We start from the raw sequence: 19,344 nt of genomic DNA on the forward strand, positions 1-19,344 counted from the left end.
TGTAGGGAGAAACCGCGACAATCCGGGGATGACCCAAGAGCTCTTCCGCGACGACGGCTACCTGCGCGAATGCGACGCCGAGATGCGCTCCGTCAACGAGCATGGCCTTGAGCTGGACCGCACCGTGTTCTACCCGCTCGGTGGCGGCCAGGCCGGCGACAGCGGCGTGCTGGTGCTGGCCGACGGCCGCACGCTTTCCATCGCCGACACGCGCAAGGCCAAGGACGAGCAGGGCCAGCCCACCGGCGGCATCTGGCACGTGCCCGCGGCAGGGCAGGAAGCCCTGCTGGCCACGCTGCAACCCGGCCAGCGCGTCACCGCGCGCATCGACTGGGACCGCCGCCACAAGCTGATGCGCTTCCATACCACCACGCACCTGCTGTGCCACCTGGTGCCGCAACTGGTGAACGGCTGCTCCATCACGCCCGAGTACGCGCGGCTGGACTTCAACATGACCGACCCGCTGGACAAGGACGCGCTGACGCAGGGCATCGCGCGCCTGGTGGCCGCGGCGCACCCCGTCGCCGTGGGCTCCATCACCGACGAGGAGCTGGACGCCAACCCGGCGCTGGTCAAGAGCATGTCGGTGCAGCCCCCGCGAGGCACGGGCCGCATCCGCACCATCCGCGTGGGCGCCGATGCCCTGATCGACTTCCAGCCCTGCGGCGGCACGCACGTGGCCAACACGTCCGAGATCGGCGGCGTGGTCGTCACCAGGATCGAGAAGAAATCAGCCACCACGCGCCGCGTGGTGCTGGGCTTCGCCTGAGCGCGCGGAACTTCAGGCCACGGTTGGGCTCCGACAGCACCATGTCCTTTTTCCTGCGCTGCCTTTTCGCCACGTGGCTGCTCACCCTGGGCCTGGGCGCGTCCGCGCAGGGTGCCGGCAAGTCCGTGGTCACCACCGAGCGCGTGCGCGCCGAGCTGATGGCGTACGCGCCCCAGGGCGTGCAGCCGGGGCAGCCGCTGCTGGTGGGCCTGCAGCTGGCGCACCAGCCCGAGTGGCACACCTACTGGAAAAACTCGGGCGACTCGGGGCTGCCCACGCAGATCCAGTTCACGCTGCCGCCCGGCGTCACCGCGGGTGACATCCAGTGGCCGGTGCCGAAGAAGATCCCCATCGGCACGCTGGCCAACTACGGTTACGAAGGCACGGTGCTGCTGCCGGTGCCGCTGACGGTGTCGCCGGACTTCAAGCCGTCGCCCCTTGCGGACTCCCTGGAAGTGAAGGCGCATGCCGCCTGGCTGGTGTGCCGGCAGGAATGCATCCCGGAAGAAGGCGACTTCACGCTGCGCATCCCGGTTCGTGGGTCCACCGCGCTGAATGGCGCGGCGTTCGAAGCCGCGGCCAATGCCCAGCCGCGCGAGTTGCCGAAGGTGCCCGGCGGCGCCATCCCGCCCAGCGTGGCGCGCGTCGCGGGTGACGCGCTGGACATCCAGGTGCAGGGACTGCCGGTGCAGGCGCGCGGCAAGCAGCTGCAGTTCTTCCCCGAAACGCCGGAGGTGATCGAGAGCGCCGGTGCCTGGACGCAGGAGTGGAAGGGCGCGGTGTGGCACGCCCACGTGCCGCTGTCGGCGCAGCGCAGCGGCAGCCCCACCGTGATGCCCGTGGTGCTGGCCGAAGGCGCGCAAGGCTGGCGCGCCGAACTCGCCGTCTCGGGCACCTGGCCGCAGGTCAGCGCCGCGGCGACGGTGTCGCCCGCACTGCAGGATGCCTTGCGCAGCAACACCGGCGCGCCCGCCGCGCCGCCGATCGGCCTGGTCGCCGCGCTGCTGGGCGCGCTGCTCGGCGGCCTGGTGCTCAACCTCATGCCTTGTGTCTTCCCGGTGCTGGCGATCAAGGTGGTGGGCTTCGCGACGCATTCGGAAGACGCGCGCGCGCATCGCATCTCGGGGCTGGCCTACACGGCCGGCGTCGTGATCGCCTTCCTCGCATTGGGCGGGCTGATGCTGGCGCTGCGCGCCGCGGGCGAACAGCTGGGCTGGGGCTTCCAGCTGCAGTCGCCGCTGGTGGTGGCGGGGCTGGCCGCGCTGTTCACGCTCATCGCGCTGAACTTCGCGGGCGTGTTCGAGTTCGGCTCCATGCTGCCTTCGTCGGTGGCATCCATGGAAGCGAGGCATCCGGTCGCCAACGCGTTTCTCTCGGGCGTGCTGGCGGTCGCCATCGCATCGCCTTGCACCGCGCCTTTCATGGGCGCCTCGCTCGGTTTGGCGGTCACGCTGCCGGCGTTCCAGGCGCTGCTGGTGTTCGCCTGCCTGGGCGCGGGGATGGCCCTGCCTTACCTCGCGGCCAGCGCGCTGCCGGCGATCGCGCGCGTGCTGCCGCGCCCCGGCGCGTGGATGGACATCTTCCGCAAGCTGATGGCCTTCCCGATGTTCGCCACCGTCGCCTGGCTGGTGTGGGTGCTGGGCCAGCAAAGCGGCATCGACGGCGCGGGCGCGCTGCTCGCGCTGCTGGTGGCCCTCAGCCTGCTGGTGTGGACCCTGACGCTGAATGGCCGCGCGCGGCTGCTGCTGTCGGCGGCCGCGGTGGCGGCGCTGGCGGCTGTGGCGTGGACCGCCGGTCCGCTGCTGACCCAGCCGCCGGCGGCTGCCACCACGCAGGCCGAAGGCGACTGGCAGCCTTGGTCGACCGCCAAGGCCGACCAGCTGGTGGGCGCGGGCCAGCCGGTGTTCGTCGACTTCACCGCCGCATGGTGCGTCACCTGTCAATACAACAAGAAGACGACGCTCTCGAACGCCGACGTGCTGGGCGACTTCCGCCGCGCCAACGTCGCGCTGCTGCGCGCCGACTGGACGAGGCGCGATCCCGCCATCACCGCGGCATTGGCCTCGCTGGGCCGCAGCGGGGTGCCGGTCTACGTGCTCTATCGCAAGGGCAGCGCGCCGCAGGTGCTGACCGAAGTGCTGAGCGTGGCCGAAGTGCGCTCGGCCATCGCCCGCCCCTGAAGACCGGCCGGTCGCGGAACTTCTTCACGCGCTGGGCCACCCGCGGCGCGGGCACGCCCCCGAATCGCGGGCATCATTTGCGCCCTCAAGCACATCAGGAGAGGATTCCCGTGGGGCTGCTCACACCCTTGAACCTTCGCGCGGCCGTGGTGCTCGCCGCGGCGCTGGCCGCCGCCGCGCCCGCCGCGCATGCGCAGGACGAAGCCGCGGTCGTGCGCCGCGCCAGCGAACTGCGCGCCACGCCCGCCGCGGACGGCGCCGTCGCCGCCTCGCTGCCCGCCGACTCGCAGGTCACGCGGCTCGGCGACCGGCAAGGTCCCTGGGTCAAGGTGAAGGCGGCTTCCGGCGCCACCGGCTGGCTCCACATGTTCGACCTGCGCTCGCCCGGCAGCACCGGCGACGGCAGCGGCGGCGGCACCATGGCCGGCGCCCTGCGCGGCGTCACCGGCTTCTTCAGCAAGGCGCCGGAACAGAAGACCACCACGCCCACCGCCACCATCGGCATCCGCGGCCTGGGCGCCGAAGACCTGGCCCAGGCGCAGCCCGACCTGCAGGCCGTCACGCGCATGGAAAAACTTCGCGCCAGCGAAGCCGACGCGCAGCGGTTCGCGAAGCAGGCCAACCTGGCGCCGGTGAACGTGGAGCCGCTGCCGGCCCCCGCTCCCGCAACCGCCATCCAATCGGGGGTGACGCAATGAAGTGCCGCGCCATCGTTTTCACCTTCGGCCTGGCCGCGGCGCTGGCCTGCCTGCCGGCCGCGGCGCAACCCAATCTCGGCGGCCTGCTGGGCAACATCCTTCCCGGCGGCGGCGGCAAGCTGGGCAGCGTGCTGCCCACGGAGCAGGCGCAGGGACAGCAACCGGGCAACTCGCTGTTCGAGCTGCTGTCGCAATCGCAGGGCGAGATCGACGAAGCCAACGAGATCGCCATCGGCCGCCAGCTGGCCGCGGTGCTCCTGGGCAGCAAGCCGCTGGTGGCCGACACCGCCACGCAGCGCTACGTCAACCAGCTGGGCCGCTGGATCGCGCTGCAGTCCAGCCGGCCCAACCTGCCCTGGACCTTCGGCGTGCTGGACGACGCCGGCTTCAACGCGTTCGCCGCGCCCGGCGGTTTCGTGTTCGTCACCAAGGGCGTGCTCGATCGCGTCGACGAGGCGGAGCTGGCCGGCATCCTGGCGCACGAGGTCAGCCACGTGGCTTCGCGCCACCACCTCAACGCGCTGCGTGCCAAGGCACGCGCTGGGCTCGCCACGCAACTGCTCGGGTCGCAGATCCGCACGAACAATGCGATCGGCAGCATGGTGTCGCAGCAGCTGCTGGCGCTGGGCAAGAACCTGTATTCCAGCGGGCTGGACCAGGCCGACGAGTTCGAGGCCGACCGCCTGGGCGTGGGCCTGGCCGCGCGGTCGGGCTTCGACCCGTTCGGCTTGCCGGGCGTGTTGCAGCTGCTGCGCGCGCAGGCGCCGGACAACCCGCTGTTCTCGCTGTCGCTCTCCACGCACCCGCCGGCGCAGCAGCGCCTGGACACGCTGGAGCGCGCCATGGGCCACCGCCTGGATTCCCTGGGAGGCAAGCCCAGCGTGAAGATCCCCCGGCGCGTCGCAACCGCCGCCAAGCCCTGACAGGGCGCCCTCCCGGCGTATTGGCGCGCAGGCGCCACACACCCCCGTAAGACCTGCCGGGGTGTGCGTCACGAATTGCGCTGACAAGCGGCGCAGCCGCCCCAAAATGGCCTTCCAGCGGCACCACGTCCCGGCACAGGGTCGGACGCCGCATGCAGGGAGGATTCATGGACACAGTTGCGGCTTCCGAGTCGCCGTCGACCTGGCAGCCGCCCCGGCGTTCGCACCCGCGCACCGCCGGCTGGTGGCGCCGCATCACGGGCCGCTGGCTGCGGCGGCCCACGAGGCCTTTGCTGGACCTGCACGCCTTCCTGGACGAAGGCGCCGGGCTGATGGCCGGCACTTCGCGCCTGGTGACGCTGCTGGTGTTCGACTTCGAGGAACTGGACGAGCTGCGCAAGCTGTACGGCGAGGACATCCGCCGCGCGGCGGTGCACCAGGTGGGCGCGGCGTTGCAATCGCTGGCGGCCGGCCGTGGGCTGGCGGCACACACGGGGCCCGCCCGCTTCGCCCTGCTGCTCAAGGGCTTCACGCACGACGAAGCCATGGTCACCGTGTTCGGCGCGCTCGGCACGCCATGCCGTTTCGAGATGGAAGCCGACGGCGGCGAAGTGATCCTGGTCCCGGACGTGGTGGCCGGCGAATGCTCGCGCCAGCCGGGCGCGCTGGCCAAGCTGCACGACTCGCTGGCCGGCCGCGTGCAGGAAGACCGCCACCTGCGCCAGGCGCGCGAGCAGCACCTGCGCCGCGCGCGCGAGCGCTACATCAGCCGCCCCTCCGACCTGCAGTCACGCTGAGCGCTCAGCCGCCAGCGACAGCAGGTATTTCTCCAGCACCGCCAGTTCGGCATCGGACGGACGGCCGCGGCCGGTCACCGCGGCATGCAGTTGCCCGCGCAGGCTGTCGCGCGGGTAGTAGTCGACGAAGCCCCACCCCAGCAGCAGCTGGTTGAACACGCCCTGGCCGAGGGTCGAGTTGCCCTGCGCCACCGCGCGGCCATTCACGCGCAGCACCTGCGCGCCGCGCGAAGCCGCGAAGGCCAGCACCGCGGGCTTCTGCGCCGGCAGCGGTTCGGGCGCGGCCAGCACCGCCTGCCCGCCGCCTTCGTCGATCCAGCGCGCCTGCGGCTTGCCTTCCGCCAGCGACAGCTCGGACAGGCAGCCCTTCTCCGCGCGCGAAGCCTGGAAGGCAACGCCGCCGGCGCGTTCGTCGGCGGGCCGGATGACCACCAGCGCGAACTGCTCGTCGCCCACGTCATACGGCACGCGGTTGCGCGGGCGCGGCAGCACTTCGGCTTGGGGCGCGCTCTTCTTGCACCACAGGCCCCAGGTCTCGGGCGGCGACAGGTCGATGGCCGCGCGGCCGTTCACCGGGCGCATCACGGGCGGCAGGTTCACCTTCGCCGTCGCGCCGTCGTTGTTGGCGAAGTGCAGCATCTCCAGCGCATTGCCGAAGCTGGAACCGAAGCCCGAGTCGGACACCGCGCGCACCGGCTGCCCGTCGCGCGAAGGCGCACCGTTGACGTAGTCGGTGTACGCCTGCGCCATGTCCCATTTCGCTGCGCCGTAGCGCGCAAGGATGGCGTGCGCGGCTTCCGCCAGGTCGCGCGAGGCGTACGCCACCGGGTCGGCGATGGCGTACACGCGCCGCGCAGGCGGCAACGCCAGGTTGCCCGCGGCCTTGTACGACAGCGTGTGCACGCGGCCCGGCTCGGGCGTGAAGGTGTAGCTGTCGCTGCCGTTCGCGCCGGCCGGGATGGTGACGCGGGCCTTGCCCAACTTGCCGCCGTCCGACGCCACCTCCAGCGTGATGGCTTGCCGCAGGAACCCGCGCGCATAGACGGTGATGGTCACCGGCTGCCCCTGCTGCGCCCAGCCCGCGCCGTCGTCGAACAGCGCGAAGTGCTCGATGCCCGCGGCCTGCTGCATCGGCCCCGCCACCGGCGGTGGCAGCGTGCGGTTCTCGTGCCAGCCCGGCACGTGGTGGATCGGGTAGTTGCGCACCGGCCAGTGGCCACCGCCCATCCAGCTGTAGACCTCCACGCCGTTGGACGCCGCATACGCCATGGTGCGCATGAACATCTCCTGCCAGCGCGGGTCGTCCAGCGGCATGCCGATCTCGGTCAGCGCCACGCGCGCCTTCTTGTCGCGCGCCCACTCGACGGCCTGCTCCAGCCGCTTCACGCCGGTGTCGGCGTTGATCGCGCGGCGGCTCAGCCCCGCGGAGTAGCCCTTCTTCGCTTCGGTGTCGAAGTCGAAGGCGTGGCCGCTGCTGGACGCATCGAGGTACAGATGCACTTCGTACACCACGTTGTCGCCTGCGAGCGGAAAGCCCGGGTTGCTCCTGGCGAGGGACGTCGCCGCGCTCCACTCGTTGCCGGCGACGTAGACCGGCGTGCGCGCGTCCACCTTGCGAATGGCGTCGAGCGCGGCGCGCGCGTACGCGGGCCAGATCGCGAGGTCTTCGCCGCCGCCTTCGCTGGCTTCCAGTTCGCCCGGCCGCGGCAGGTCATGCGGCTCGTTCATCAGGCCGTAGCCGGCCAGGCCCGGATGGTCTTTCCAGCGCTGCGCCGCGCGCCGCCAGAAGTCGGCGAAGTGCGCCTGCGTCAGCGTGGCGTTCGCCGCCAGCGAGAAGATGCGCTCCTGCACGCCGTTCGGGTCTTCGGTGTAGGGCCAGTGCCGCGGCGTGCTGCCGGGCTTGAGGCCGGCAACGCCGCCATCGGGCCCGTAGCGGAAGTCGCGGTAGCGGCAATAGTTGTGCAGGTCGACGATGCACTTCGCGCCCGCGGCCGCATGCGCGTCCAGCACGTCGGTGATGAACTGCGCGTACTGCGCGTTGAACTCGCCCGGCTGGCCCACCAGCGCGCGCGCCGCGTCGTTGGGCTTCGCGTCGAACAGCACCGGCTGCAGCATCTCCCACGCCACCGGCAGGCGGTTGCGCTTGAACCCTTGCTGGGCCAGCCAGGTGATGTCGGCCTTGCGCGGCACGGTGTAGTGCAGGTTGGGCAGCGTGCTGCCGCCCTTGCGGAAACCCGGCTGCGCCCATTCCATGCCGGACAGGTTGGTGCCGAGCGAGAAGCCGGATTTGGGCGGGCCGGATTGCGCGTTGCTGTCGCCGACCCAGCAGCCAGGCAACGCGGGCACGCCGGCCAAGGCCGCCCAGCGCAGCAGTTCGCGCCGACGGATGAGGTGGAATTGATCGTTGAAACCCATCCAGCGGCACCTTAGGCTGAGCCACCGGTGACCGAGGTAGGACGGCGGCGCTTTCGTACACTGGCGCGCATGAGCTCCGTCCACGAACTTCGGCGCATCCTGGGCACCTGCCGCACACTGGCCGTGGTGGGCCTGTCGCCGCAATGGCACCGCCCGAGTTTCTTCGCGGCCAAGTACATGCAGGCGCACGGCTATCGCATCGTGCCGGTCAATCCATCGGCGCAGGAAATCCTGGGCGAGCGCTGTTATCCCAGCGTGACCGAAGCGGCGCGGGTGCTGGCGAAAGAAGGCGTGAAGATCGACATGGTGGATTGCTTCCGCCGCAGCGAAGACATCCCGCCGGTCGCCGACGAGGCCATCGCCATCGGCGCGAAGTGCCTGTGGATGCAACTGGGCGTGGTGAACGAGGCCGCGGCGACGAAGGCACGCGCGGCGGGACTCGAAGTCGTGATGGACCGCTGCGTGAAGATCGAACATGCGCGCCTGTTCGGCGGCCTCAACTGGGCCGGCGTGAACACGAAGGTGATCTCGTCGCGCCGGCCGCAGCAACTTCCGTACTGACATGGCGAACCAGGACCGCGACTACGGCTTTGGCACGCGTGCGATCCACGCCGGCGCGACACCCGACCCGGTGACCGGCGCGCGCGCCACGCCGATCCACCAGACCACCAGCTTCGTGTTCGACTCGGCCGAGCACGCGGCCAGCCTGTTCAACCTGCAGACCTTCGGCAACGTCTACTCGCGCATCAGCAACCCGACGGTCGCGGTACTGGAAGAGCGCGTGGCCTCGCTCGAAGGCGGCCGCGCCGCGCTGGCCTGCGCCACCGGCATGGCGGCGCAGATGACGGCGCTGCTGGCCATCCTGAAGGCCGGCGACCACATCGTCGCTTCGTCCACGCTGTACGGCGGCACCGTCGGCCAGCTGGGCGTGGGCTTCTCGCGCCTGGGCATCGAGACCACGTTCGTCGATCCTGCCGATCCCGACAACTTCCGCCGTGCCATCCGCCCGCAGACGCGCGCGATCTACGGCGAGACGCTGGGCAACCCGCGCGTGAACGTGTTCGACATCGAGCCCGTCGCGGCCATCGCGCACGAACACGGCATCCCGCTGGTGATCGACAACACGGTCGCGAGTCCCTACCTGTGCAACCCCTTCGCGTTCGGCGCCGACATCGTGGTGCACAGCGCCACCAAGTACCTGGGCGGGCACGGCACCACGATGGCCGGCGTGGTGGTGGAGTCGGGCAAGTTCGACTGGGGCTCGCCGCTCGCGCGCACGAAGTTCCCCGAGATGTTGGAGCCCAGCCGCGCGTACCACGGCGTGAAGTTCTACGAGACCTTCGGCGACTTCGGCTACACGATGAAGGCGCGCATGGAGGTCAATCGCACGTTCGGCGGCTCGCTCTCGCCGCTGAACGCGTGGCTGATCCTGCAAGGCATCGAGACGCTGCACCTGCGCATGCAGGCGCATTGCCGCAACGCGCTGAAGATCGCGCAGTTCCTCAGCGACCACCCGCACGTCAGCTGGGTGAACTACCCGGGCCTCGAGTCGTCGCCCGACCACGCGCTGGCGAAAAAGCAGTTCCGCGCCATCGACGGCACGCCGGGCTGCTCGGGCATCCTCACCTTCGGCATCCGTGCGGCCGATCCCGCGAAGGCGGGCGAGCGCTTCATCGACGCCTGCGAGTTCCTCAGCCACCTGGCCAACATCGGCGACGCCAAGACGCTGGTCATCCACCCTGCGTCCACCACGCACCGGCAGTTGAGCGAAGAGGAACTGCGGCGCGCGGGCGTGGGCGCCGACATGATCCGCCTGTCCGTCGGCATCGAGGACGTGGACGACATCCTCTGGGACATCGACCAGGCGCTGCGCAAGGCCGTGGCCTGACCTGTTTCGAATTGTCAGCGCCGTCCTACGGTGAACGGCTCAGTCACCGGTCAGACTTCCGGCGATGGGAAAGCATCACCCGTGAAGATCCTCGTCGCCGACGACAACCGTGACGCGGCCGACACTCTCTCCATGCTGCTGGAGATCGAGGGCCACGACGTCACCACCGTGTATGACGGCCGCCAGGCCGCGCAGACAGGCAGCGCTCAGGCGTTCGATGCCGCCATCCTGGACCTGGCGATGCCGGACATGGACGGCTACACCGCCGGCGCCCGCTTGCGCGCCGCGCGGCCCGGGCTGCTGCTGATCGCGATGTCGGGCCACACGCAGCCCCAGCACGTGGACCGCTCACGGCGGGCTGGCTTCAGCTACCACCTGGCCAAGCCGGTGCAGCCGGAACTGGTGATCGGCGCACTGCGGTCCGCCGTCGAGGCGCGCACCGGAGGGCTCGCCACACGTTCCGCAGGCGGGCTGGTGCCGGACACGCTGGTGCAGCTGCGCGAGGGCGGGCCGGTGATGATGCTGCAGGCACTCACCGGCGACGTCGGCCACTGCTCGTGGTTCGACGGCGAGAGGCACCGCCACGGCAGCTTCCTGCGCGACGAGCTGGTGCCGGTGGGCCAGGAGCGCCGCACCTGGAGCGCCGGCGAGTCCGCCGAAACCGCGCTGCCGCTGGCGCAGTGACGCTTCAGAAAAACACGTTGTAGCGGTTGCCGCGGAAGTCCAGCACCGCGCTTTCCGGCCGCACTTCCTCCAGCTTCACGCCACTGGCCACCTCCGCGCCTTCGCGCACCACCTGGCCGTTGGCGATCACCATGCGCTGAGACGCGCTGGGCGAGTACACGCTGCCGCTGATGACGATGCGCGGCGCGTCCGCGGGCAGGCCCTTGACGGGCGGCGGAGGCGGCGCCGTTGCGACGGGGGCCTGGTTGCCAGGCCGGTTGGCGGTGAACGGCGGCGTGACGTTCGCCGGTGCGGCCACCGGCGCAGGCGCGGGTGCGGCGGCTTGAGCCGGTGCCGGCGCCGGCGCGGGAATCGGCGCGTTCATCGCGCGCGGTGAATTCACCGTGGATGGTGGCCTTCCGTTCGGCCCGGCGACGTCGGCGGGCGCCGGCGCCGGAACCGGCATGGGCGGCTGCACGACGGCCGGCGCCGCTTGCACCACCACCGGCCCGGCACCGGGCTGCACCACCACGGGCGCGGGCGCTGCGGGAACGGGGGCCGGAGCCGGCACGGGCGCGGTGGCAGCGCCGAACGGGCGGCCGCCGAAAGGCTCGGCCGGCGTCACCTGGGCCGGTGCCGCCGTCGCGGCGAACAGGCCGGCCAGCGCGGCCAGGCTTGCGAGCGAATTCCTCATGCACATCTCCAACGGGCTGCCTCGGCCGCCGGCGAATGCTTCAGCCGTTGCGGCGCAGCCAGGCGAACAAGCCCGCCACGGGCTGCCCCTGGTCGATCCTCAGGGGATGGCGCTGCACCGCGTGTAGTTCGAAACCGCATTGGCCCGCCAGCGTCCGGATGTAACGCTCCGAATGCGCGTACCGCAGGCTCATGCGCAGCTCGAACGCATGAGGCTCATCCGCCTGCTCGACCGAGAAAGAAAACTCGCCGCCCGGCCGCAGCACCCGCGCGGCCTGCGCGAAAACGGCTTCCAGCGCGCCGACGTAGATGAACACGTCGGCCGCCAGCACCAGGTCCAGCGATGCGGCGGGCATCGACGACAGGACCTCGACGGCCTCGCCTTGCCGCACCTCGTCGTAGAGGCCGCCGGCGCGGGCGCGCTGCACCATGTTGGCGGACAGGTCTACGCCCGTGAGCCGTTCGCACAGTGGCCGCAGCAGCGGCGCGGCCAGTCCCGTGCCGCAGCCCAGGTCCAGCGCCGCGCCGTACCGATCGCGCGAAAGGCCGGCCACGAGGATCTCCGGCCCGCGGTACTGCAACGCGCCCGCCAGGTGCTGTTCGAAGCCGTCGGCGTAGCTGTCGAACAGCTGCTCGACGTACCCGCGCGGCGGCGCAGCCGGCGCGTCTGCGCCCGAAACGCCGGCGAGGTAGTAGTTCACGAGCGAAGCGTCGGCGCCGGTTTCCAGCGCACGGCGGAACGACGACGCGGCGGCTTCACGCCGGCCGGCTTCGCGCTCCAGCGTGCCGCGCAGCGTCCACGCCGCCGCGTTGCGGGCGTCGATCGACAGCGAGCGGATCACGCACTCCAGTGCCGGCTGCGCACGCCCCAGCTCCGCCAGCGCCGCCGACAGCTGCGCCAGCGCCTCGGCGTTGTCCGGCTCCTGCGCCAGCGCTTCCTGCAGCAGTTCCGCGGCTTCCTCCGCACGGCCCAGCTTGAGCACGGTGGCGCCCAGGTTGGTCAGCGTCGAAGGCCGCCCCGGCACCAGCGCCAGCGAGGCGGCGAAAGCGCGCTCCGCGGCGGCCCAGCGGCCGGCCTGGTAGTGGGCCAGGCCCTGCAGAAAGAAGGCCTTGGCCTGTTCGAACGTCGCATCCATCGCGGCGGATCATAGGACCCGCCCTGCGACAATCGCGCGATGCCTTTCGCCCCGCTGAAGAACGACACCTTCCTGCGCGCCTGCCTGCGGCAGGCCACGCCGTACACGCCGCTGTGGCTGATGCGGCAGGCGGGGCGCTACCTGCCGGAATACCGCGCCACCCGCGCCAAGGCGGGCAGCTTCATGGGGCTGGCCACCGACGTGGACTTCGCCACCGAAGTGACCCTGCAGCCGCTGGAGCGTTACGCGCTGGACGCGGCCATCCTGTTCTCCGACATCCTCACCGTGCCCGATGCGATGGGCCTGGGCCTGTCGTTCGCCGAAGGCGAGGGCCCGCGCTTCGCCTCGCCGGTGCGCGACGAGGCCGCGGTCGGGCAGCTGGCGGTGCCGGACCTGGAGAAGCTGCGCTACGTGTTCGACGCGGTCACATCCATCCGCCGCGCGCTGGACGGCCGGGTGCCGCTGATCGGTTTCTCCGGCAGTCCGTGGACCCTGGCCTGCTACATGGTGGAAGGCCGCGGCTCCGACGACTACCGGCTGGTGAAGTCCATGCTGTACGGCCGGCCCGACCTGATGCACCGGATGCTGGCGGTGAACGCCGACGCCGTGGCGGCTTACCTCAACGCCCAGATCGAAGCCGGCGCGCAGGCCGTGATGGTGTTCGACAGCTGGGGCGGCGTGCTGGCCGACGGCGCGTTCCAGGAATTCAGCCTGGCCTATATCGCCCGCGTGCTGTCGCAACTCAAGCGGGAGCACGAGGGCGCGGTCATCCCGCGCATCGTGTTCACCAAAGGCGGCGGCCCGTGGCTGGAGCAGATGGCCGGGCTGGATTGCGACGTGCTGGGCGTCGACTGGACCGTGAACCTGGGCCGCGCGCGGCAACTGGTGGGCGGCAGCAAGGCACTGCAGGGCAACCTGGACCCCAACGTGCTGTTCGCGCCGCCCGAGCGCATCGACGAACAGGTGCGTTCGGTGCTGGCCAGCTTCGGCGCGCCCCACACCGGCCCGGGCGCCGGCCCCACGCACGTGTTCAACCTGGGGCACGGCATCAGCCAGCACACCCCGCCGGAGCACGTGCAAGTGCTGGTGGAAGCGGTGCACCGGCACTCCGCCCGGAAGGTGTTGGCCTGAGCCCGCGTCATTGGTGAATACCCTAGTGGACGTCAGGCCAAATACCGGCGGTCGCCTTGACTTATGCACAAAAACCGTGTTGCGGCGCAATGCATCCCGCGAAGTGGGTCCGGATGGGCTGCTCAACCGGTAGTTTTGCTAAGTGCTTGATTTCATTAGGTACCGCCGAGTGCCGCTTTTCCGGGCAGCGCAGCCAAACCCTTGATTTTCCGGGCCTCGCGCCGCTCCCCGGGTGAGCTGTCAACAAAGTTATCCACAGAAAATCTGAACAGCGGCAAAGGCCTTGGAAATCAAGGACTTGGGTGCCATTCCAAAGCTGAACATGAGGAGTTCGTTGCAACGATGAGCCCGCCGGCGTTCCGCCTCGCCGTGGTCGTGCCGACGCCGGCGCACAGTGGTGCGGCGGGCCCGTTCACGTACGGCAGTGAGCAGCCGCTCGCGGCGGGATCCTTGGTGCGCGTGCCGCTGGGTCGGCGCGAGGTCCTGGGCGTGGTGTGGGGCGACGCGACCGAGCCGCCGCGCGGCGACGAGAAGCCGGTGGCGGCGGTGCTGGAAGGCCTGCCCGCGCTCGGCGAGGGCTGGCGGCGCCTGGTGGACTTCGCCGCCGGCTATTACCAGCGCGGCGTGGGCGAAGTGGCCCTGGCGGCGCTGCCGCCGCAGTTGCGCGAGCTGACGCCGGCCCAATGGGCCCGGCGGGCCAAACGCGGCGTGGCGGCCACGCCGGCGGACCCCGGCGCCGCGGCGCCGGCATTGAGCAGCGAGCAATCCGCGGCGCTGGAACGCCTGCGCGCGGAGCCCGGGCCTTTCCTGCTGCACGGCACCACGGGCAGCGGCAAGACCGAGGTGTACCTGCGCGCGGTGGCCGAGACGCTGGCCGCGGATCCCGACGCGCAGGCGCTGGTGATGGTCCCGGAGATCAACCTCACGCCGCAGCTGCAGGCGCGATTCGCCGAACGCTTCGGCGCGCAAGGCGTGGTCGCGCTGCACAGCGGCCTGACGAATCCGCAGCGCCTGAAAGCCTGGCTCGCGGCGCATGCCGGTGCCGCGCGCATCGTGCTGGGCACGCGCATGGCGGTATTCGCTTCGCTGCCGCACCTGAAGCTGGTCATCGTCGACGAGGAGCACGACCCCAGCTACAAGCAGCAGGAAGGCGCGCGCTATTCCGCGCGCGACCTGGCGCTGTACAGAGGCAAGAGCGAAGGCGCCAAGGTGGTGCTGGGCTCGGCCACGCCTTCGCTGGAAAGCTGGCACGCCAGCGAGAAGGGCCGCTACACGCGCCTGGAGATGCCCTCCCGCATCGGCGAAGGGCGCCTGCCGCAGGTGCGGCTGGTGGACATGAACCTGCAGCCCAAGAAGACGGTGGTGGCGCCGGGACTCGTCGCCGCCATCCAGGAGCGCATCGCGCGCGGCGAGCAGGCGCTGCTGTTCCTCAACCGGCGCGGCTACGCGCCGGTGCTGGCCTGCGGCAACTGCGAGTGGAAGAGCGAGTGCCCGCACTGCAGCGCGTTCCGCGTGTTCCACAAGGTCGACCGCACGCTGCGCTGCCACCACTGCGGTTTCACCGAGCGCGTGCCGCGCGCCTGCCCGGTCTGCGGCAACCCCGACATCCTGCCGCTGGGCCGCGGCACCGAGCGGCTGGAGGAGCACCTGGCCGAACTGTTCGCCGGCACCACGCGGCCCGGCGGCCAGCCGGTGCGCATCGGCCGCATCGACGCCGACACCACGCGCACCAAGGGCGCGCTGGAAGCGCAGCTGGACGAGGTGCACACGGGCGCGGTCGACGTGCTGGTCGGCACGCAGATGGTGGCCAAGGGCCACGACTTCCGGCGCATCACGCTGGTGGCCGCGCTGAACCCGGACACCGCGCTCTTCTCCAGCGACTTCCGTGCGCCCGAGCGGCTGTTCGCACTGCTGATGCAGGCGGGCGGTCGCGCGGGCCGCGATGCAGCGCGCGCGGGCCACAGCGAGTTGTGGGTGCAGACCTGGCATCCGACGCATGCGTTGTTCGGCGCGCTGCGCAAGCACGACTACGCGGCCTTCGCGGCGCAGCAGCTGCGCGAGCGCGAAGCCGCAGCCATGCCGCCTTTCTCTTTCCAGGCACTGGTGCGCGCGGAGGCCCGCACGCAGGACGTCGCGCAGCAGTTCCTGCGCGCCGCATCCGAAGCGGCGCAGCAGCTGCCCGACGCGCCGCACGTCACGGTGTACCCGCCGGTGCCGATGGCCGTGCAGCGCGTGGCCGACGTGGAGCGGGCGCAGATGGTGGCCGAGGGCATCTCGCGCCCGGCGCTGCAGCGCTTCCTGGCGGCGTGGCAGCCGCTGCTGCACGAACAGCGGGTGAAAGGCCTGATCCGCTGGGCCGTGGACGTCGACCCGCAGGCGATCTAGGTTTCTTTCTTCATGCGCAGCGCCGCGTCGTAAAGGGCGTTGCGCGGCTCGCCGCTGATCTCGGCGGCAAGTTTCACGGCGGTTTTCACCGGCAGCTCCGGCAGCAGCAACGCCAGCACGCGCTCGCCCTCGCCCGTCTTCGGCGCCGCCGGCGCGCCGTGCAACGCCAGCGCGAACTCACCCCGCGTGCGCTGCGGGTTGGCGGCCAGCCAATCGCCCAACCGCGCGCAAGGCACGGTGGCGATCTCCTCGAACTGCTTGGTCAGCTCGCGGCCCACGGTCACCAGGCGATCGCCCAGGACCGCCAGCGACGAAGCCAGCGCCTCGATGCGGTGCGGCGCTTCCAGCAGCACCACTGGGCGCGGTTCCTGCGCAAGCGCCGCGACGGCGGCATCGCGCTCACCCGCCTTGGACGGCAGGAAGCCCGCGAACACGAAAGCACCTTCGCCCGCGCAGCCCGCCGCGCTGAGCAGCGTGGTCACGCTGCTGGCACCCGGCATGGGCACCACGCGCAGGCCCGCTTCGCGCACGGCCGCCGCGAGCCGCGCGCCGGGATCGCTGACCGCCGGCGTGCCGGCGTCGCTGGCGTACGCCACGCGCTCGCCCGCGTTGAGCCACGCGACGACCTGCTGCGCCGCCTGCGCCTCGTTGTGCTGGTGCAGCGCCAGCAGCCGGTCGCCCGCGCGTTCCAGTCCATAGGCGCGCAGCAGCGCCTGCGTGTGGCGCGTGTCCTCGCACGCGACGCGATCGGCGATCTCCAGCAGGTGGAGGGTGCGCAGCGAGATGTCCGCCAGGTTGCCGATGGGCGTGGCCACCATGTAGAGCGCACCCTTGGGGAAGTCCTGCGCGCCCGCGGCTTCGCGCGCGGCCTGCCGCGCGGAGGTGAACGAGGAAGCGGCGGACAAGAGGCTGTTCCCGGAAAGGATCGAAATGGAGATGTTCGGACGCGACCCGCCGGCCCCGCCGCGCAACCCCAAGGCCGCCGGCGATGCCGCGGAAGACCGCGCGCTGCACCACCTGCTGCAGGCCGGCCTGCGGCTGGTGGCGCGCAATTATCGGACGCCGGGCCGCGGCGGCGGCGAGATCGACCTGGTGATGCGCGACGGCGCCACGCTGGTGTTCGTCGAAGTGCGCCGGCGCGGCCGGGCGGACTTCGGCGGCGCGGCGGCCAGCATCAGCAGCGCCAAGCGGCGGCGCATCGTGTTCGCCGCCCGGCTGTTCCTGATGCGCTATGCGTCGCCCCCGCCCTGCCGGTTCGACGTGGTGGCGGTGCAGGAAGGCCGGCTGCAGTGGCTGCGCGCGGCCTTCGATGCCGCATGACCGGCACCGGGGAGGGTCAGGGAGCGCACGCTATCATCCCATCCATGCTCGAACAAAGGATCCAGCAGCACTTCATCGACAGCGCCGACCTGAAGTACCAGGCTTCGCAGGCGCTGTCCAAGCCCATCGCGGCGGCCGTGCAGGCAGTGCTGGCCTGCGTCACCAGCGGCGGCAAGGTGCTGGCCTGCGGCAACGGCGGTTCGGCCGCCGACGCGCAGCACTTCTCGGCCGAATTCGTCGGCCGCTTCGAACGCGAGAGGCCGGAGCTGGCCGCCATCGCGCTGACGACCGACAGTTCCATCCTCAGCGCCATCGCCAACGACTACGACTTCAACCGCGTGTTCGCCAAGCAGGTGCGCGCGCTGGGCCAGGCGGGCGACGTGCTGCTCGCGCTGTCCACCAGCGGCAACTCGGCCAACGTCATCGCCGCCATCGAAGCCGCGCACGAGCGCGAGATGTCGGTGGTGGCCCTCACCGGCCGCGGCGGCGGCAAGATCGGCGCGATGCTGCGCGAGACCGACGTGCACATCTGCGTGCCGCACGAGCGCACCGCCCGCATCCAGGAAGTCCACATCCTCGCCATCCACTGCCTCTGCGACGGCGTGGATGCCCAACTGCTCGGAGAACAGGAACCCAGCGCATGACCCGACCCTTCACCCGCTTCGCCCTCGCCGCCCTCGCGGCCGCTTCCCTCGCCGCCACCCTGGCCGCCTGCGCGCCACTGGTGCTGGGCGGCGCCGCCGTCGGCACCATCATGGCCGTGGACCGCCGCACTTCCGGCGCGCAGGTGGAGGACGAAGGCATCGACCTGCGCGCGGGCGCGCGCGTGCGCGATGCGCTGGGCGATCGCGTGCACGTCAACGTCAACAGCTACAACCGCCAGGTGCTGCTGACCGGCGAGGTGCCTTCCGAGCGCGAGAAGCAGCAGGTGGAACAGCTCGTGTCGCGCGTGGAGAACGTGCGCAGCGTCGTCAACGAACTGGGCGTGATGGGCGCGTCCACGCTGGCCCAGCGCTCATCGGACGCTCTGGTCACCGGCAAGGTGAAGGCTTCGCTGGTCGACGACCGCGAACTGTCGGCCGGCGCCTTCCGCGTCGTCACCGAGCGCGGCACCACCTACCTGATGGGGCGCGTCACCCAGCGCGAAGCCGAGCGCGCCACCAGCATCGCACGCAGCGTCGGCGGCGTGCAGAAGGTGGTGCGGTTGTTCGAGATCATCTCGGAAGAGGAACTGCGCCGCATCGCGCCGCCGCCGGCGAAGGCGGCTAGCGGGCCCACGGTGACGCAGTAACCCCCAAACTCCCGTACGCAGAGTACGCGGAGCAAGCGCAGAGGCCGCGGAGAAGAAACCTTTTGAAGGTCTCCTCCGCGGCCTCTGCGCTTGCTCCGCGCTCTCCGCGCAAGGGTGTCCGCTTTACTTCAGCCGCTTGATCAGCGAAGAAGTGTCCCAGCGGCCGCCGCCCAGCTGCTGCACGTCGGCGTAGAACTGATCCACCAGCGCGGTGACCGGCAGGCGCGCGCCGTTGCGCTTGGCTTCGTCCAGTACCAGGCCCAGGTCCTTGCGCATCCAGTCCACCGCGAAGCCGAAGTCGAACTTGCCGGCGATCATGGTCTTGCCGCGGTTGTCCATCTGCCAGCTTTGCGCGGCGCCCTTGCCGATCACTTCCAGCACCTGCTCCATGTCCAGGCCGGCCTTCTGGCCAAAGGCGATGGCCTCGGACAGGCCCTGCACCAGGCCCGCGATGCAGATCTGGTTGACCATCTTGGCGAGCTGGCCGGCGCCGCTGGCGCCCAGCAGCGTGAACGCGCGCGAGAAAGCCATCGCCACCGGCTTGGCCGACTCGAACGACGCCGCATCGCCGCCGCACATGACGGTGAGCATGCCGTTCTGCGCGCCCGCCTGGCCGCCGGACACGGGCGCGTCGACGAATTGCAGGCCCTTGGCCTTCGCGGCGGCCGACAGTTCGCGCGCGACGTTGGCCGATGCGGTGGTGTGGTCCACGAAGACCGCGCCGGCCTTCATGCCCGCCAGCGCGCCGTCATCGCCCAGCACCACCGACCGCAGGTCGTCGTCGTTGCCCACGCAGCAGAACACGAAGTCACAGCCGGCCACCGCTTCGCGCGGCGTGGGCGCGGCCCTGCCCTTGAACTCATCGGTCCAGGCCTTGGCCTTGGCCGCGCTGCGGTTGTAGACCGTCACGTCGTGGCCGGCCAGCGCCAGGTGGCCGGCCATCGGGAAGCCCATCACGCCGAGGCCGAGGAAGGCCACCTTGCGCGGGGTCGTGGAGTCGTACGTCTTCGGGTTGGTGCTGGGCATGGGGGTCTCGGGTGTTGCGGATGGCCTGG

At 71.1% G+C, this 19,344-nt stretch carries 18 protein-coding genes; 13 read left to right on the top strand and 5 right to left on the bottom strand.

What is annotated here, in order from left to right:
- The first annotated feature begins 28 nt into the window (after window positions 1–28).
- The 5 genes from EZ216_RS17040 to EZ216_RS17060 all read left to right on the top strand — a co-directional run bounded on the left by EZ216_RS17040 (window position 29) and on the right by EZ216_RS17060 (window position 5,367).
- Window positions 29–769, top strand: a complete 741-nt coding sequence (locus EZ216_RS17040) for an alanyl-tRNA editing protein (protein WP_135250987.1) — start codon at window positions 29–31, stop codon at window positions 767–769.
- A gap of 41 nt (window positions 770–810) precedes the next feature.
- Entirely contained in the window at window positions 811–2,949 is a 2,139-nt protein-coding gene (locus EZ216_RS17045; RefSeq protein WP_135250988.1) for a protein-disulfide reductase DsbD family protein, read from the top strand.
- A 110-nt stretch (window positions 2,950–3,059) separates the two neighbouring features.
- On the top strand, window positions 3,060–3,647 hold the full coding sequence (locus EZ216_RS17050; protein WP_135250989.1) for an SH3 domain-containing protein: 588 nt from the start codon (window positions 3,060–3,062) through the stop codon (window positions 3,645–3,647).
- Entirely contained in the window at window positions 3,644–4,570 is a 927-nt protein-coding gene (locus tag EZ216_RS17055) for a M48 family metalloprotease (protein ID WP_135250990.1), read from the top strand. Before EZ216_RS17050 ends, EZ216_RS17055 begins: the two co-directional genes overlap by 4 nt.
- A 167-nt stretch (window positions 4,571–4,737) precedes the next feature.
- The gene (locus EZ216_RS17060) at window positions 4,738–5,367 is read left to right on the top strand and encodes a hypothetical protein (protein ID WP_135250991.1); all 630 of its coding nucleotides are present in this window, start codon (window positions 4,738–4,740) and stop codon (window positions 5,365–5,367) included.
- Here EZ216_RS17060 and EZ216_RS17065 read toward each other — a convergent pair.
- Window positions 5,359–7,782 carry a glycoside hydrolase family 5 protein gene (locus EZ216_RS17065; protein ID WP_135250992.1) on the bottom strand — a complete coding sequence of 808 codons (2,424 nt, stop codon included), beginning with the start codon at window positions 7,780–7,782 and terminating at the stop codon, window positions 5,359–5,361. The genes EZ216_RS17060 and EZ216_RS17065 overlap by 9 nt on opposite strands.
- A gap of 69 nt (window positions 7,783–7,851) precedes the next feature.
- Between EZ216_RS17065 and EZ216_RS17070 the strand changes: the two genes are divergently transcribed.
- From EZ216_RS17070 to EZ216_RS17080, 3 genes are all read left to right on the top strand, one after another.
- Complete coding sequence (locus tag EZ216_RS17070) at window positions 7,852–8,343, top strand: CoA-binding protein (RefSeq protein WP_135250993.1); 492 nt, start codon at window positions 7,852–7,854, stop codon at window positions 8,341–8,343.
- A 1-nt stretch (window position 8,344) separates the two neighbouring features.
- Window positions 8,345–9,670: an O-acetylhomoserine aminocarboxypropyltransferase/cysteine synthase family protein gene (locus tag EZ216_RS17075; protein WP_135250994.1), complete on the top strand. Its 1,326-nt coding sequence runs from the start codon at window positions 8,345–8,347 to the stop codon at window positions 9,668–9,670.
- 81 nt (window positions 9,671–9,751) lie between these two features.
- Entirely contained in the window at window positions 9,752–10,354 is a 603-nt protein-coding gene (locus EZ216_RS17080; protein ID WP_135250995.1) for a DUF2158 domain-containing protein, read from the top strand.
- A 4-nt stretch (window positions 10,355–10,358) separates the two neighbouring features.
- On the opposite strand, the gene EZ216_RS17085 is transcribed toward EZ216_RS17080, so the two are convergent.
- Both EZ216_RS17085 and EZ216_RS17090 read right to left on the bottom strand, forming a co-directional pair.
- Complete coding sequence (locus EZ216_RS17085; protein ID WP_135250996.1) at window positions 10,359–11,027, bottom strand: general secretion pathway protein GspB; 669 nt, start codon at window positions 11,025–11,027, stop codon at window positions 10,359–10,361.
- A gap of 40 nt (window positions 11,028–11,067) precedes the next feature.
- On the bottom strand, window positions 11,068–12,162 hold the full coding sequence (locus EZ216_RS17090) for a methyltransferase domain-containing protein (protein WP_135250997.1): 1,095 nt from the start codon (window positions 12,160–12,162) through the stop codon (window positions 11,068–11,070).
- A 39-nt stretch (window positions 12,163–12,201) separates the two neighbouring features.
- Here EZ216_RS17090 and hemE point away from each other — a divergent pair, with 39 nt between their 5' ends.
- Window positions 12,202–13,293, top strand: a complete 1,092-nt coding sequence (hemE, locus tag EZ216_RS17095; RefSeq protein ID WP_135250998.1) for a uroporphyrinogen decarboxylase — start codon at window positions 12,202–12,204, stop codon at window positions 13,291–13,293.
- 342 nt (window positions 13,294–13,635) lie between these two features.
- Window positions 13,636–15,678 carry a replication restart helicase PriA gene (priA, locus tag EZ216_RS17100; RefSeq protein WP_135250999.1) on the top strand — a complete coding sequence of 681 codons (2,043 nt, stop codon included), beginning with the start codon at window positions 13,636–13,638 and terminating at the stop codon, window positions 15,676–15,678.
- On the opposite strand, the gene rsmI is transcribed toward priA, so the two are convergent.
- Window positions 15,675–16,583 carry a 16S rRNA (cytidine(1402)-2'-O)-methyltransferase gene (rsmI, locus tag EZ216_RS17105; RefSeq protein ID WP_239024422.1) on the bottom strand — a complete coding sequence of 303 codons (909 nt, stop codon included), beginning with the start codon at window positions 16,581–16,583 and terminating at the stop codon, window positions 15,675–15,677. The genes priA and rsmI overlap by 4 nt on opposite strands.
- Window positions 16,584–16,608: 25 nt before the next feature.
- On the opposite strand from rsmI, the gene EZ216_RS17110 reads away from it, so the two are divergent.
- The 3 genes from EZ216_RS17110 to EZ216_RS17120 are packed head-to-tail and all read left to right on the top strand — an operon-like array spanning window position 16,609 to window position 18,289.
- Entirely contained in the window at window positions 16,609–16,998 is a 390-nt protein-coding gene (locus EZ216_RS17110) for a YraN family protein (RefSeq protein ID WP_135251000.1), read from the top strand.
- Between the two features lie 44 nt (window positions 16,999–17,042).
- Window positions 17,043–17,642: a phosphoheptose isomerase gene (locus tag EZ216_RS17115; RefSeq protein ID WP_135251001.1), complete on the top strand. Its 600-nt coding sequence runs from the start codon at window positions 17,043–17,045 to the stop codon at window positions 17,640–17,642.
- Window positions 17,639–18,289: a BON domain-containing protein gene (locus tag EZ216_RS17120; RefSeq protein WP_135251002.1), complete on the top strand. Its 651-nt coding sequence runs from the start codon at window positions 17,639–17,641 to the stop codon at window positions 18,287–18,289. The genes EZ216_RS17115 and EZ216_RS17120 overlap by 4 nt, the downstream gene beginning before the upstream one ends.
- A 123-nt stretch (window positions 18,290–18,412) precedes the next feature.
- Here EZ216_RS17120 and EZ216_RS17125 read toward each other — a convergent pair whose 3' ends face one another.
- Window positions 18,413–19,315, bottom strand: a complete 903-nt coding sequence (locus EZ216_RS17125) for an NAD(P)-dependent oxidoreductase (protein WP_135251003.1) — start codon at window positions 19,313–19,315, stop codon at window positions 18,413–18,415.
- Window positions 19,316–19,344 lie beyond the last annotated feature (29 nt).

Origin of the sequence: Ramlibacter humi (assembly GCF_004681975.1) — a bacterium.
Taxonomy (GTDB): domain Bacteria; phylum Pseudomonadota; class Gammaproteobacteria; order Burkholderiales; family Burkholderiaceae_C; genus Ramlibacter; species Ramlibacter humi.